The organism is Streptomyces sp. NPDC055099, from assembly GCF_053607685.1.
This window is the reverse complement of sequence record NZ_JBSGUA010000001.1, coordinates 355,498-370,335: the sequence shown is the minus strand read 5'-3', so window position 1 is coordinate 370,335 and position 14,838 is coordinate 355,498. Positions and strand designations below refer to the sequence as shown.

Here is a 14,838-nt window from a genome sequence, read left to right as displayed (position 1 = left end):
CATGCCCCGCATCCGCACCGTCCTGCTCGTCACGGGCGCCGCCCTGCTCGCCAAGCGGGCCATGCGGCGCCGCATCGACGCCTCCCCGCTGTGGCCGCTGCCCGCCCTGGAGGAGCCGGTCTCGGGCCGCCCGCGCTCCCGCGCGCTGCGCCTGGTCGTCACCCGGCGCGAGACGGTCGCCGACGGGGTCGTACAACTGCGTCTGGAAGGCGGCCGGTTGCCCGCCTGGACGCCGGGCGCCCACCTGGACCTGGTCCTGCCCTCGGGACTCGTCCGGCAGTACTCGCTGTGCGGTGACCCGGAGGACGCCTCCTCGTACACCGTCGCGACCCGGCTCATCGACGAGGAGCAGGGCGGCCGCGGCGGTTCGCGCGAGGTGCACGAGCGGCTCCAGGAGGGCACGGAGGTCGAGGTGCGCGGCCCGCGCAACCGCTTCCCGCTCGCCGACGCCGAGGCGTACGTCTTCGTGGCGGGCGGCATCGGCATCACCCCGATCCTCCCCATGCTGCGGGAGGTCGAGGCGGCGGGCCGTGCGTGGCGCCTGCTGTACGGGGGCCGCTCGCGGGCCTCGATGCCGTTCCTGGAGGACGTGGCGAAACTGGCCGGCGCCACCCCGGAGCGGGTCACGGTCGTCGCGGAGGACGAGGGCGGCCGCCCGGATCTGGCCGCCTTCCTCGCGGGCCTGGCGCCCGCCACCGCGGTGCACGTGTGCGGCCCCGAGGGCCTGATGGAGGCGGTGGCCGCGACGCTGCCGGACGACGCCGAGCTGCACCTGGAGCGTTTCGCGCCGCACACCTCCACGGAGGGCAACGGCACCTTCGAGGTGGAACTGCGCCGCAGCGGGCGGACCCTCACCGTGGCCCCGGACACCACGGTCCTGACCGCGGTGCGCGCCGAGCTGCCCAACACCGCGTACTCCTGCGAGCAGGGCTTCTGCGGAACCTGCCAACAGCGCGTCCTCGAAGGGGAGATCGACCACCGGGACGAACTGCTCACGGACGCCGAGCGCGCCGACTCGATGCTGATCTGCGTGTCGAGGGCGGGCGGTGACCGCATCGTGCTCGACATGTGAGACAAGGGGCGCGAGATGTGAACGGTTGGGGTGGACCGGCCCCTTGGACGGCCGGATCTGCTCGGTAAGGTGTTCGCATGACTACCGGGGTGCGCCGCAGGATGGGTGTCGAGGAGCGGCGGCAGCAGCTGATCGGGGTCGCGCTCGACCTGTTCAGCCACCGCTCGCCCGACGACGTGTCCATCGACGAGATAGCAGCGGCCGCGGGCATCTCGCGTCCGCTGGTCTACCACTACTTCCCGGGCAAACTCAGCCTGTACGAGGCGGCGTTGCAGCGGGCGGCGGACGATCTCGCCGGCCGCTTCGTGGAGCCGAGGGAAGGGCCGCTGGGCGCGCGTCTGCTGCGGGTGATGGGCCGCTTCCTGGACTTCGTGGACGGCCACGGCCCCGGCTTCTCCGCGCTGATGCGCGGCGGCCCCGCTGTCGGCTCGTCCACCACCAACGCGCTCATCGACTCGGTGCGGCAGGCGGCGTACGTCCAGATCCTCGCGCACCTGGGCGTCACGGACCCGCCCGCCAGGCTCGAACTCGTGATCCGCTCCTGGATCTCGCTCGCCGAGTCCACGGCACTCATCTGGCTCGACGGACGCCGCATTCCGCGCGCCGAGCTTGAGCTGCAACTGGTGCACGACTTCGCCGCGCTCGCCGCCGTGAGCGCCGCGTACGACGAGGAGATGTCCGCGATCCTGCGCCGCATCCTCGTCGAGGAGCCGCCGGACGGCCCGTTCGCCGCGCTGATCACCCGGCTGATCGGCCTTGTCCCGCAGGAGCAGAGCAGTTGACCCACCGCCTGGCCGACGAGAACGACATCCCCACCCTGGTCGCCCTGTATGACGGTGCCGCGCACTGGTTGCGGGCCCGGGGGATCGACCAGTGGAAGCCGGGCGAGAAGGGCGCGGAGCACTTCCGCGGGCGCATCGCGTCGGACGAGGTCTGGCTCGCGTACGACGGCGAGACGGTCACCGGGGCGTACGAGGTGTGGTGGGCGGACGAGCCCGCCTGGGGCGAGCAGCCACCCGTCGCGGGCTATGTGCACCGCCTGATGACACGGCGCGGCGCCCCGGCGGGCACGGGCCGCGCGATGCTGGCACGCGCGGAACGGCGGATCGCCGAGGCGGGCCGGGAACGCTGCCGGCTGGACTGCGTGTCGTCCAACCCGCGGCTGCGGGAGTACTACGAGGCGGCGGGTTACGCGGTCGTGGGGGAGCTGCCGGGGAAGGTGGCGGCGGACGGGAGCACGTACGGCGTGCTGCTCCTGGAGAAGGATCTGCGGGACCCGGTCCCGTCCGGCGCCTGAGACGTCAACGCGTCGTCAACGCAGCGTCGACACCTTCGAACCGTCCGCGAGCCGCCCGGTGAGCCCGGCGCGGGCGCCCCGCTTCACGGGTGCGGCCACGGTGTTCCCGGGCGTCCGGGAGCCACCGGAAGCCTGCACCGAGACGACGTCCCTGCTGCCGGCCCCCAGCAGATACCAGTTCCCGCCCTGCGACTTCCACCGCACGCCCGCGAGCACCGAGGGCTGCCGGGCCCCGCACGCCGCGGAGTCCTCCGCCTTCGCCGCGACAGCGGCCTGGCCCGCCGCCTGGAACTGCGCGAGGGCGCGGCCTCCGTCGCCCCGCCAGGTGTCGGCGCGGGTGCAGAGCCAGGCCGCGGCGCCGTTCGCCTCGGGCAGCGCCTGGCGCGCGTACTGCCAGGAGTTGACGGAGCGCACGCCGTTCGAGCGCGCGTCGGCGAGGGAGCAGGCGGCCGAGGACCAGTTCGCGGCCGTGGCCTCGCGCGGGGCCTGCGGGCGGCCCGCGGTGAGGTGGGCGGGGACGAGCTCGCCGAGGTCGGAGGAGAGTCGATTCACCCCGGCGTCGTCCCGCAGCTGCAGGGCGTTCCAGGAGGTGCACGCGCGGGCCTGCGCCGGACTGGCGAACGGCTCCGTGACACCCTCGCCGTCCCGCTTCAGGGCCTCGGCGTTCGCTTGCGGCTTCAGCAGGTCGCGTACGGCGACACCGCCCACCCAAGGCGCGGTCAGGTAGCGGACGTTGCCGTCGACGCGGCTCACCACCAGGGCTCCGGCCTCGGCGCTCGTGGCGCCGTCCACGCGTGCGAGGTCGAGCGCGGCTCCGCTGGTGCCGTCCTTGGGCTCGGCGTACCGCACGATGCGCAGCCCGTCGTAGAGGAGCACGACCCGGGCCGCGTCGACCTCCCCGGCGAAGAGAAGCTGGGCGGGGCCGGGAGGGGCGCCCGCGGCCGTGCCGGGCGTGGCGGAGACCTGCACCGACTCTCCGGGGCGCGCCCACACGGCAAGGGCGCGCCGCAGCAGGGCGTCGTCGTCGACGAGCGCGCCCCTGGCGGGCCACACGGAGAAGTCCGCGCGCGCGGACTTCTCCCACGCGGTGGCCGCGACCTTCGTCACCTGCTCCGGGTCCAGGGCGGCCTGGCCCGCCGGGTTCTGCGCGTAGGCGGGCGCGGCGGCCCCGTCGGGGCCCCATCCGTCGCCCGGAAGGCCGAGCAGCGCGCCGCAGACCAGGGCGGCTGCGAGCGCGACACCCGCGGCCTTCATGTGCTGCCTGCGGCGCATCAGGTCGGTGGGCCGCGCCTGCAGCGAGCAGGGGTCGAACTCGGGCGACCTGAGCAGCTCGTACGCCGTGTCCACGCCGTCGGCCTCGGCGAGCGCCGGTGCCGGTTCGTCGACTCCGGCGGCGGCGAGCACCGTGCGTACGTCGGCGTCGGACAGACGCTCCAGGCCGCGCAGCACGAAGGCGGCCCTGGCGGGGCCCGAGAGCGCCGAGAGCCGCTGGTCCAGGGCGAGTTCGTCGGCGCCGCCCGACCGCGGGAAGAGCCGCAGGCCCCATACCTGCGGCAGCAGCGGCGGCAGTTGCGCGCGCTTGGGCCAGGCCTTGCGCCGCAGCGGAAGCCCCGCGTCGAGCGCGGCGGCGACGATCCGCAGCCGTACGTACGCGTACCCGGGGTCGCCGCCCCGTCCGTCCCCCGTGCGCTGTTCCGGGATGGCGTCGGCGTCGGCCGGCCTGCTGTTGCGGGGCAGCGCGCGCTGGGTCAGGGCGTGGGCGGTCAGGACCCGCCGGTTGCGCCCGAGGCTGGGCGGCAGGACGAGGTAGGCGAGCCGCACCAGACGCGGGTAGTGCTCGACGAGGGCGGCCTCGGCCTGCTCGACATCGACGACGCCGGAGAGATCCTGGGGCGGGGAGGGGGACTTCACATTCGACGACACGTTCAGCAAAACGAGCGAATCGTCGGATGGTCACCTCTCCGTGAGCATTCGAGCATAGTTGCCCATTGACCGCTGGTAGCGCGGCAGATGGGGCGCGAGGGCACCGAGGGCCAGCGCCAGGCCTTCCCTTTCGCGCCCGAGGCTGGCGAGGCAGAGGGCGAGGGTGGCGCGCACGGCGTCGTCCAACTCGTCGCTCGGTGCGTCGAGTTCGGGCTCCAGAAGTGCGACGCCCTCCTCAGGGCGTCCGATGTTCCGCAGGGAGCTGCTGAGTTGGATGACGGTGCGGCGTCGCCGGTATCCGTCGAGGCCCTTCTCCAGGGCCTCCCGGTACAAGGGGACGGCGCGGTCCGAGTGACCGGTGGAGTCGAAGGCGCAGGCCCTCTCGAAGGGGGCGACGGGGCTTCCCTCCGGCAGTTCGTCGGCCAAGGCGTCGATGATCTTCCGGAACTCCTCGCCCCGGTCGTCGTACTCCTCGACCTTGGCCCACGCCTCGGCCACCCGCTGCTCCCACGCGATATCCATGGCCACACTTTCGCACGGGGTGACCGGCGCCGGGGAGGGATTTTTTCCGCACCCCCGGCGGCCCGGCGCATCTGCCTCAGTCAACCCTCCACCCGCTGAACTCCACCGTCCCCCGCGTCCCGTCGCCCCCGTTGGTCGCGCTCATGAAGAGCCCCACGTCCTGTGCTGCCGCGGCCCCCGGCACCGGCACAGTCGCCACCACCTGCCATGTGGTCCCGCCGTCCGTCGAGCACGAGCCCGTCACCCCGTCGCCCGTCCGCGTCAGGCGCAACAGCACCGGCGCCTTGATGCCCGTGATGCGCTTGTACGTGTCCAGGGTCCCGTCGCCGTTCGTGTCGTACGACAGGACCACCCCGTTCGACGGCGTGACCGCGAGGTCGACGAAGCCCCGGGACCCCGCGACCCCCATCTCGTTGCGTGCGATCAGCCCCGCCCTGGCCCACGGCCCCGTCACCGCCTGGCTGTCGACCCGGACCGTCACCGAGACGCCGCCGCGCAGCGCCCCCTCCCGGTACAGCGTGCCGAACTCCGTCGTGCCCTTCCACAGGTCCGCGCCCCCGCCGTTGATCGCGTACCGGCCGTCGAGCTCACCGAAGACCGCGGCGTTGTTGGTGTACTTCTTCCAGCCGGGCCCCACCGGGCCCGCCTCGAACAGCACGCCTTCGTGGACCGCCTCCACCCGCCGCTCGCCCGCGGGGCCGTACCGCACGGCGATCTCGTACGGAAGCGGTCGCAGCGGACGGTCGAGCGGGGTTCCCGGCGCGCTCACCCGCCACGCCACCGTGCCCGTGCCCGCGGGAGCGACCCGGGGCAGCGACACCGGGCCGGAAGGCTCCGCGTCGATCCCGGTCAGCCGGAAGTCGACACGGCCGGTGGCCCGCAGGCCGTTGACGTTGCGGAAGACCGCCTCGACGCGTGCGTGCCCGCCGGGCGGCAGCGACGGCGGGTCGGCGACGACCTCCAGGGAGCCCTGGTAGGGCGCCCGTGCCAGGACGTCCCCTACCCGTGAGGCGGTCCGGTACGGGTCGCCGATCGCCCGCAGGGGATAGTCCTTGCGCTCCCGCGTCCACGGCTCCTCCACCGCGAACCAGTCCACCGCACGCGGCTCGCGCCCGGCGGCCAACGCGTCGGCCAGCTCGTCGAGCCACTTCTGCCAGCGGGGCACATAGAAGTCGGCCATGAGCCCGGACCATTCGCGGTTCCCGTACTCGTGCAGCCGCCCGCCGTCGGACGTCGCCCGGTCGCCCCACACCGTGATCAGCACCTTGGCGGTCCGCTCGAACTCCGCCCGCTCCTCGTCGGTGGTGCCCATGCGCCGCGCCGCCTCGACCCAAGGACCGAGCAGGAACGCCGAGTTGGTGGCCGTCAGCTCGTCCGAGAGCCGCATCAGCCGCAGCCACAGCGTCGACAGCGCGCGGAAGGTGTCCGCGTCCTTGCGCCGGTACGCGGACCGCAGCTGCGGCAGCAACTGCCGGCTCCGGTGCGCGAGCGCCTGCCGGGCCACGTCCACCAGGTCGTACCGGTAGGCGGCGCTGCGCCGCAGCCCCCCACGGACCCCGAGCAGCCCGGCGAACGCCGCGTCGAAGCGGCCCGGGTCGTAGGTCAGGGCGCGCGGCGCGTACTCGGCGGCGCGGTTCGCCGCCAGGTCGGGGCGGGCCGCGAACAGCGAGTCGTGCGGGTCGCTGCGCTCGACGGCGGTGTGCCGGTAGGCGGTGTCGTGCAGGGCCCGCCACGCGCGCCGGGCGTCGGCGTCGTGGCCGCCGTAGCGGAAGCCCGCGTAGCCGTCGAACCAGGACTTCAGGTCGAGCTTCTCCTTCGACCAGGCCAGTTCGGAGAAGAGCTCGAAGGCGGCCGGGTCCCGGTCCGTCGCCTCCGGCATGAACGCCGTGCCCACCAGCGCGCTGCCGCCCTTGTCCCGCCACGCGAAGAACTTCTCGTTCCAGATGTGGGCGCGGGCCCCGATCGTCGTGCGTCCCCCGAAGTTCGGGATGGTGCCGAACGCGTACGGTGTGCCGCCCCAGTCCTTCTCGCGGTCGGTGACGCTCGTGAACCGGTCGGAGACGCCGTCCACGATCAGCATCCGGCGCCGGTCGATCGCGTCGAGCAGCTCGGGCAGCGGGTTGGCCTCCCAGCCGAGGATCACCCAGGTCGCGCCGGGGCGGGCCTTGCGCAGAGCCGCCTCCACGCCGCGTGCCGCGTCGGGCACGGGGACGTCTCCCGGGGTGCCGCCCTCGTGGAGGAGGTCCATCTTGAAGTGTTCAGCGGCCCCGAAGAGCTGCTCCTGGTGCCGGTAGAAGGAGGCGGCGACCTTCGCGAAGGACGAGGTGCGGGGGTCGAGCCAGTCCGGTCGCTTGAACCCGTGCCAGATGCCCTGGGGAATCACCCGCGCGTCCCCGCCGTTGCGCGCCACGAACCCGTCGGGAACGTGGCCGTAGTAGCCGGGGAGCACCGGCGCCATGCCCAGCGAGCGCAGCCGGTCCACGATCCTGCGGCCAAGGTCGGCCCGGTCCGCGATGACGGCGGGGGACAGCGGGCCCCCGTACCCGGACAGGTTCTGCAGCAGCCACCACGCCTGGTGCGACGGCGCGGGCAGCCATGCGCGCGCCTCCGCGTCGCTGTAGCCGAAGTCCTGGAGAACCCGGTGGTAGACGGCCTCCGCCCCCGCGATCACCAGGACCTCGTTGCAGCCGTGCAGGGCGAGGATGTCGATCATCCGCTCCCAGTACGCCCAGTCGGCGTACGGCGCGGTGTACCCGTCGTTCGTGTCGTTCAGGGCGAACCGGTGCGCGAGCCCGGTGGACCGCTCCAAGGGGCGGCCGGGCGCGGGGAGCCTGCGCGGCAGGTCCAACTGGCTGCCGTTCCAGGCGACATGAGCACCGCAGACGTACTTCAGATACCAGTGGACCCCGGTGAGCAGCACGGCGGGCGTCGTACCGGACACATCTATGCGCCCCGTCGTGCCCGAAACCCGGAATCGGTCCGTGCCGCCCTTCGCGGGGACGAGTCTGAGACGGAACTGTTCCGCGTGATGCGGCAGGAGTCTGTTGAGTGCTGAGCGCGCGGAATCCGTATCGAGGGCGACAGCGGGGTCCCGGACGGGCCCCTCGGCGGCGTGGGACGGAACCGCCACTCCGCCGACGGCGGCACCGAGGCCGATGGCCCCGGCGGTGCCGAGCACGGAACGTCGGGACGGATCGGTCATGTGTACCCCCTGGGTCGAATGGTGCGGCGCACGGTATCCGTGCGGCGCCCTGCGCTCAACGGTGCATACGGACATGGCGAGTTCACCTCGCCTGAAGGGACTGGTGGGGCGATGAAGGCACCGCGGAAGACGCTTGCGGGCGCGAGTGGGGGCATGCGTCGGCGCATGCGGTCGGGCATGGCTGTGGGGATGGGTGCGGGACTGCTGATGGTGCTCGTGGCGTGCGGCTCTGACGGCGACGACGCGCCACCGGACACGGCGAGCGGCAGCCTGGAGCAGCTTGCGGCCAAGGCGCGCTGCAAGCCCGACATCCAGACGGACGCGGCCGAACTGCGGCAGGCCACCTGTGACAAAGGTGCCCGCCGCTACGTCCTAGTAACCTTTACAAATGCCCGTGGCCAGGCCGAATGGTTCGACGAGGCGACGGATTACGGCGGTACGTACCTCGTCGGCAAGAAGTGGATCGCGGTCGGCGACGAGAAGGTGGTCATGCGGCTGCGCGGCCGGCTCGGTGGGACCGTGGAGAAGTCCTCGCACCACTCGGGGAGTAGCGGTGGTGGGGATCACGAGGACGGGGGCCCGGGGCACTCGGGCCACTCCGGTCACCACACGGGCTGACCGCGCAGCGGTATGGGGGTGGGGGGTCGTGGGGGGCGTGGGGGTACGGGGGTCAGTTCGCGGTACTGAGCCGAGAGGCTCGGCTCAGTACCGCCGAAGGCGGGTCACTTGCAGCGCTGACCGCTGTTGATGCACTTGGCCATGCGGTTCATCAGCCTCTCGTCGAAGACGTTGATGAAGTCACCGTGATCGGTGATCGGCTTGTGCAACTGCTCGGGGAACGAGTCGACGGCGAATCCCGGGCCCGGCGGCACGTCGTACACGATGCGCTGCACCAGCTGCGGGATGGCCTTGAAGCCCTGCGGGCACGCGCCGGTTTCCTCGTCGGCGAAGGCCACGTGCGTGCGGTGGTTGGCGCTGTCGGTGTTCTGGCCGTCCCAGCAGCTCTGGAAGTTGAACGTCCGGACGACCTGGCTGCCCTCGGGGCAGATCGGGTACTTGTCCTTCAGCTGCCGGTCCTCGAACCCGGTGCAGCTCCAGGACGCGTTGGCGTTCGCGTCCCCGTTGGTCAGCGATTTCGCGTCACCGGTGATGATGCGCAGGAAACGCGGCATCGCGACGACCTTGCCCGTCGGGTTTCCGGCGAACTTCAGCGTGACCGAGGTCGGCGTCTGGATCTCGCCGACGTTCTGGTCCTTTCCGCCGCCGTCCGCGTCGGCGTCGTCCTCGTCCTGCCCGTTCTGCAGCCTCAGGACCGGCCAGTAATAGGTGGACTTGTCCCCTTGGTTGCGGCAGGTGGTTTCGCCGTTCGCGAGATCGTCGTCACCGGAGAAAGCGTCCGTGGCCTGATTGCCTACGTAATCGTGCATGTGGTGGGCGCCATTGCTGACGCCGGGCGCGGCGATGACATTGTCCGGATTGAACTTGCCGTTCTCGTTCGTCCCGCATTTCGTGGTGAAGGTGCCGCGTGAGGCGCCGCGTCGTTTCTCGGGGCGGTTGACATTGGGCTGTACGGAGTTGATGTCGACGAAGTCGGAGGCCTCGGGGCCGTTGCCGTTCTGGCCGGGCGGCTGCTCCTGGTCGCCGCCATCACCCGGGGGCTGCTCCTGCCCGTCGTCACCCCCGTCCTGCGGGGGCTGCTCCTGGCCGTCGCCCCCGTCCTGCGGCGGCTGCTGCTGTCCCGCCGAGTCGTCCGCCCGCATGGTGCACGGCGCCATGCCGTCGATGCCCTGCGGCGGCTGCCCGCCCGCCTGGTCGATCGAGGACCCGATGCCCTCGATGGTCGGCCGCCGCTGCTCCTCGAGGGGTTCGAGCACGGCCTCGGCCTGCTCGGTGTTCTCGGCGGCGGCGAACTTCTCGTACGCGGCGGTGATCTGGGTGTCCAGCTCCGCGAGCCGCCGGTCCACGTCCTCGCGGGCCCCGTCCGGTACGTCCGAGAGCTGGGTGCCCACGTCCGGGCAGCTGATGGTCGCCATCCCCACCCCCGGACCGCCGCCCTGCTCGCCGGACCGGGTGGAGGCGGACGGCGAACCATTGCTCTCGCCGGCGTTCGCGTAGACATTCACCGCGACCATTCCGCCGCCGCCCAGGATGAGCGCAGCCGAGGCGGCGATCGCGCGCCCGGCGAGTTTTGATCGTTTTCGTGATGTGCGTCGTGGAGTGCGTCCCATGGGACTACGTACGCAACACGAGTCGGCCCCGTTCAATCAGGCGCGGAATTCCCCCCGCAATCTCGTGGGCGATCTTCGGTGTTCCGCCTCAGCGCCCTTGATCCAGATAGGCGAGTACGGCGAGAACCCGCCGGTTGTCGTCGTCCGACACCGAAAGGTCCAGTTTCCCGAAGATGTTGGACGTGTGCTTGGCGATCGCCCGCTCCGTCACGACGAGCTCCGCCGCGATCGCCGCGTTCGACCGTCCCTGCGCCATGAGTTCGAGGACCTCGCGCTCGCGCGGCGTCAGCTTGCCGAGCGGCTGGTCCGCCGACCGGCGCGACAGGAGCTGCTGGATCACCTGCGGGTCCATCGCGGTGCCGCCCGACGCGACCCGGCGTACGGCGTCGATGAACTGGTCGGCGTCGAAGACCCGGTCCTTCAGGAGATAGCCGACCCCGCCGTTCCCGTCGGCGAGCAGCTCGCGCGCGTACAGCTGCTCCACGTGCTGGGAGAGCACGAGTACGGGAAGGCCCGGCCGTGCCTTGCGCGCGGCGAGCGCGCACTGCAGTCCCTCGTCCGTGTGGGACGGCGGAAGCCGGACATCGACGACGGCGACGTCCGGCTCCAACTCGGCGAGGGCCTTGGTGAGTTCGGGCCCGGTCTCGACCGCGGCGGCGATCTCGAAGTCGAATGCCTCCAGCATCCGCACCAGGCCGTCACGCAGCAGGAAGAGATCTTCGGCTAGGACAACTCGCAAGGGATCTCCATGGTCACCATGGTCGGGCCGCCCGCGGGACTGCTGACGGCCAGTACGCCGTCGAATGTACCGAGTCGGCGTTCGATCCCGCTCAGCCCGGACCCCGAGCCGATGGACGCGCCGCCCTTGCCGTTGTCGGTGACCGCGACGCGCAGCATGCCCTGCGCGTGGTGGACGTCCACCCAGATGCGGTCCGCCCCCGAGTGCTTGATGGCGTTGGTCAGCGCCTCGCTCACCGCGAAGTACGTCGCCGACTCCACCGGCTCGTCGGCACGGCCGGACAGCTCCACGTCCACCTCCGTCCGCACCGGAAGCCGCAGCGCGAGGGCCTTCACCGCGTCACCGAGGCCACGCTCGGCGAGTACCGGCGGGTGGATGCCGCGGACCAGGTCACGCAGCTCGGTCAGCGCCTCGCCGGAGTTCTGCCGGGCCTTGGCGATCATTTCCTTGGCCTTCGCCGGGTCCTTCTCGATCATCGCCTCGATGGTGCCGAGGTCCATGCCCATCGCGACCAGACGGGCCTGCGCCCCGTCGTGCAGGTCCCGCTCGATGCGGCGCAGTTCGGCGGCCGAGGTGTCCACGGCGTCGTGCCGGGTCTCGGTCAACCGGTCGACACGCTGGGCCAGTTCACGCTCCCGCATGGAGGTGGTGGGCGCGAGCAGCGCCCGCGTCAGGACGAAGTGGCCGCGCACGATGGAGGTGTTGGCGAAGACACCGGTGATGCCGAGCGCGGTGCCGAGCAGGGCCGCCATGTTGGCATCACCCTGCGAGGTGACGTGGATGAAGCCGTACCACTCGCCGCCGCCCGCCTCGTAGATCGGCTTCCAGACGCCGAGGGCCAGGACGTAGCCGTACAGCATGTAGAGCAGCAGCGCGGGCGCGAAGACAGCCGTGACGCAGCCCGCGGTCATGTCGACGAGGAGCCACTGCAGGTCACGCCAGGTCGCCGGGTCCTTCAGCATCAGCGAGGTGCGCTCCACCTGCCCGGTGACACCCCCGCGCAGGTCCGCGGGGAAGGGGCGGTAGGGCGAGGGAATGCGCACGTCCGACCATGCGCCGGCCTGGACGCGGCGCAGGTCCGCCCACTTGCGTACGAGCGTCAGGATCACCGGCGTCGTGAAGACGCCGATGCCGAGCAGGATGAAGGCGATCGAGAGGACCGACAGCACGAAGAGAGTGATCGAACCGGCGAGCGTGGCGACCGCCAGGTAGAGCCCACGGGCTCCCGCGATCACGGATTCACGGACCCTCGTCATTTTTTGATCCCCATCTCTCCCAGTGGCATGAACACATTCTCGCCGCTGGGCCAGGCACCGGTCATTGGGTCCGGCACCCGAGCCGGGGGTGTACCTGACGACACCCCCTGACCTCGCCCTGTGCTTCGGACAGTGGGGGCTTCGGCGGCTGGGTGGGCGGGCCCCGGATTTCTAGCGTTGTCCTCGTCAACAACCGGCTTATCCACTGCTTACTTATGGGGGCGAAACGCCATGAGGCCAAACCTCGCGGCACGACTCGGGGTGTGGAGCGCGCACCACCGCAAGACGGCCATCCTCGGCTGGCTGCTCTTCGTCGTGCTGGCCACGACCATCGGCGGGGCCTCGGGCATGGTCACCGCCTCCGACGACGAGATGGGGGTCGGCGAATCGGGCCGCGCCGCGACGATCCTCAAGGACGCGGGCGTCGAGCAGCCCGCGGGCGAGCTCGTCATGGTCAGTTCGAAGACGGCGGACGGCTGGCGGGACGCGGCGAGCGACCTCTCCAAGGCGCTGACCGCGACCGGCGAGACACGCGAGATGCAGGCGCCGCTGCCCTCGGAGGACGGCAAGGACGCGTTGCTCCGCTTCGAGATGAAGGGCGCGTCCGACGACGCGGCCGACCGTGTGCAGCCCGTGCTCGACGCGGTGCAGAAGGCCAAGGACGACGGAGCCCAACAGGGCGTCTCCGTCTACCAGTTCGGTGACGCCAGTTCCGAGAAGCAGCTCAGCGACCTGCTCGCGGACGACCTCACCAGGGCCGAGTTCACCGCGGTGCCGCTGGCCCTCGGTATCCTCCTGGTCGCCTTCGGCGCGGTGGTCGCCGCGCTGCTTCCGGTCGGGCTCGCGCTGACCGCGTGCGTGGCGGCCTTCGGCCTGCTCTCGCTCGCCAGCCACCAGCTGCACCTGTTCGAGACGACGTACTCGGTGATGTTCCTGATGGGGCTCGCCGTCGGCGTCGACTACTGCCTGTTCTATCTGCGGCGCGAGCGGGACGAGCGCGCGGCGGGACACGACGCGGAGACCGCGCTGCGGATCGCGGCGGCCACCAGCGGGCGGGCCGTACTGGTCTCGGGCCTGACGGTGATGGTCGCGATGGCGGGCATGTTCCTCTCCGGCCTGCTGCTCTTCAAGGGCTTCGCGGTCGCCACGATCCTGGTCGTGTGCGTGGCGATGCTCGGCTCGGTGACGGTGCTTCCCGCGCTGCTGTCCGCGCTCGGCGACCGGATCAACGCGGGGCGCATCCCCTTCCTCAACCGCAAGAACAAGAAGGGCGCGCACGCCAGTGGCGGCATCGCGGGCAAGCTGCTCCGGCCGGTCCTGGCCAAGCCGAAGTTCTTCGCCGTCGGCTCGGCGGTCCTGCTGCTCGCGCTCGCCGCTCCCGCGCTCGGCATGAAGACCGAACAGCTGGGCCTGGAGAAGCAGTTCGGCTCGGACGCGCCGCTCTCGGTCTCCTTCCGGGAGATCACCCAGGAGTTCCCGGGCGGCCCCGCGCCGGCCCGGGTGGTCGTCAAGGCGGACGACATCGGGTCGAAGGAGACGCGGGACGCGCTGGCCGCGGTGGTACGGGACGCGGGCAAGGGCGCCGAACTCACCGTCCACAAGAGCGCGGGCGTGGCCGAGATCGACGTACCGCTGCCCGGTGACGGCAGTGACGCGAAGTCCAAGGAGGCGCTCGGCGAGCTGCGCGACGACGTGGTCCCCGCCGCCTTCGACGGCCTGGACGCGGACGCGTACGTCGGCGGCGACCTCGCCGAGTCCGAGGACTTCAGCGACCAGCTCAGCAAGGGCATCGTGCCGGTGTTCGCCTTCATCGCGGCGGTGACGTTCCTGCTGATGCTCTTCAGCTTCCGCTCGGTGGTGATCGCGGTGACGTCCATCGGCCTCAACCTCCTCTCGGTGGGCGCGGCCTACGGCGTGATGACCGCGGTCTTCCAGCACGGCTGGGGTGCGGAGCTGATCGGCTCGGAGCAGGTGGGCGCGATCGAGAACTGGATGCCGCTGTTCGTCCTCGTGGTCCTCTTCGGCCTGTCGATGGACTACCACGTGTTCGTGGTCTCGCGGATCAGCGAGGCGCGGGAACGGGGCCTGGACAACCGCGCGGCGATCCGCGAGGGCATCACGCGGACCGCGGGCGCGGTGACGGGCGCGGCCGTGATCATGGTGGCGGTCTTCGCGGTCTTCGGCACCCTGTCCATGCAGGACATGCAGCAGATGGGCGTCGGCCTCGGGGTGGCGGTCCTGCTGGACGCGACGGTCGTGCGGATGGTGCTGCTGCCGTCCCTGATGACCCTCCTCGGCGAGCGCAACTGGCGTACGCCGCGCTACCTCTCGTGGCTGCCGAGGATCTCGCACGGCGAGACGCCTGTGGGACCTGAGCAGCGTGGAACCCAGCCGGTTCCGTCGGCCAGGGTGTAGGTGCTCCGCCGGGAAGTGCCGTGATGCGGCTGCGGGCCGGTGGGGGCTTGTCGCGCAGTTCCCCGCGCCCCTGAAGGGGCGGTGGGGCCCCCCGGGGGCACCCGGGGGGCCCCCGCGCCCGTTTGTTGTTAAATCCCCACCCCCGGGGGCCCCCCCACGGGGGGGCGCGCCGGGGCCCCCCGGG

General features: G+C 71.7%; 11 protein-coding genes. 5 read left to right on the top strand and 6 right to left on the bottom strand.

Going from position 1 to position 14,838, the window contains the following annotated elements:
- Position 1 precedes the first annotated feature (1 nt).
- From ACWFRU_RS01665 to ACWFRU_RS01655, 3 genes are all read left to right on the top strand, one after another.
- Positions 2-1,072 carry a PDR/VanB family oxidoreductase gene (locus tag ACWFRU_RS01665; RefSeq protein WP_453683744.1) on the top strand — a complete coding sequence of 357 codons (1,071 nt, stop codon included), beginning with the start codon at positions 2-4 and terminating at the stop codon, positions 1,070-1,072.
- A gap of 77 nt (positions 1,073-1,149) precedes the next feature.
- Positions 1,150-1,854 carry a TetR/AcrR family transcriptional regulator gene (locus tag ACWFRU_RS01660; protein ID WP_453683743.1) on the top strand — a complete coding sequence of 235 codons (705 nt, stop codon included), beginning with the start codon at positions 1,150-1,152 and terminating at the stop codon, positions 1,852-1,854.
- Positions 1,851-2,369, top strand: a complete 519-nt coding sequence (locus tag ACWFRU_RS01655) for an N-acetyltransferase family protein (RefSeq protein ID WP_453683742.1) — start codon at positions 1,851-1,853, stop codon at positions 2,367-2,369. The genes ACWFRU_RS01660 and ACWFRU_RS01655 overlap by 4 nt, the downstream gene beginning before the upstream one ends.
- Before the next feature lie 15 nt (positions 2,370-2,384).
- On the opposite strand, the gene ACWFRU_RS01650 is transcribed toward ACWFRU_RS01655, so the two are convergent.
- The 3 genes from ACWFRU_RS01650 to ACWFRU_RS01640 form a co-directional block, all read right to left on the bottom strand.
- Positions 2,385-4,301 carry a hypothetical protein gene (locus ACWFRU_RS01650; RefSeq protein ID WP_453683741.1) on the bottom strand — a complete coding sequence of 639 codons (1,917 nt, stop codon included), beginning with the start codon at positions 4,299-4,301 and terminating at the stop codon, positions 2,385-2,387.
- Positions 4,302-4,322: 21 nt separating this feature from the next.
- Positions 4,323-4,814, bottom strand: coding sequence for a tetratricopeptide repeat protein (locus tag ACWFRU_RS01645; RefSeq protein WP_453683740.1), 492 nt, complete (start codon positions 4,812-4,814; stop codon positions 4,323-4,325).
- A gap of 76 nt (positions 4,815-4,890) precedes the next feature.
- Complete coding sequence (locus tag ACWFRU_RS01640) at positions 4,891-8,016, bottom strand: alpha-N-acetylglucosaminidase (RefSeq protein ID WP_453683739.1); 3,126 nt, start codon at positions 8,014-8,016, stop codon at positions 4,891-4,893.
- A gap of 177 nt (positions 8,017-8,193) precedes the next feature.
- Between ACWFRU_RS01640 and ACWFRU_RS01635 the strand changes: the two genes are divergently transcribed.
- A complete protein-coding gene (locus ACWFRU_RS01635) occupies positions 8,194-8,634 on the top strand; it encodes a hypothetical protein (protein ID WP_453683738.1) in 441 nt (146 codons plus the stop codon).
- A 104-nt stretch (positions 8,635-8,738) separates the two neighbouring features.
- Here ACWFRU_RS01635 and ACWFRU_RS01630 read toward each other — a convergent pair whose 3' ends face one another.
- The 3 genes from ACWFRU_RS01630 to ACWFRU_RS01620 form a co-directional block, all read right to left on the bottom strand.
- A complete protein-coding gene (locus ACWFRU_RS01630) occupies positions 8,739-10,244 on the bottom strand; it encodes a DUF1996 domain-containing protein (RefSeq protein WP_453683737.1) in 1,506 nt (501 codons plus the stop codon).
- Positions 10,245-10,332: 88 nt separating this feature from the next.
- Positions 10,333-10,983 (bottom strand): response regulator transcription factor, encoded by a 651-nt coding sequence (locus tag ACWFRU_RS01625; RefSeq protein ID WP_365822959.1) that lies wholly within the window; start codon positions 10,981-10,983, stop codon positions 10,333-10,335.
- Complete coding sequence (locus ACWFRU_RS01620) at positions 10,968-12,239, bottom strand: sensor histidine kinase (RefSeq protein WP_453683736.1); 1,272 nt, start codon at positions 12,237-12,239, stop codon at positions 10,968-10,970. Before ACWFRU_RS01620 ends, ACWFRU_RS01625 begins: the two co-directional genes overlap by 16 nt.
- Positions 12,240-12,470: 231 nt before the next feature.
- On the opposite strand from ACWFRU_RS01620, the gene ACWFRU_RS01615 reads away from it, so the two are divergent.
- On the top strand, positions 12,471-14,654 hold the full coding sequence (locus tag ACWFRU_RS01615; RefSeq protein ID WP_453683735.1) for an MMPL family transporter: 2,184 nt from the start codon (positions 12,471-12,473) through the stop codon (positions 14,652-14,654).
- The last annotated feature ends 184 nt before the right edge of the window (positions 14,655-14,838 follow it).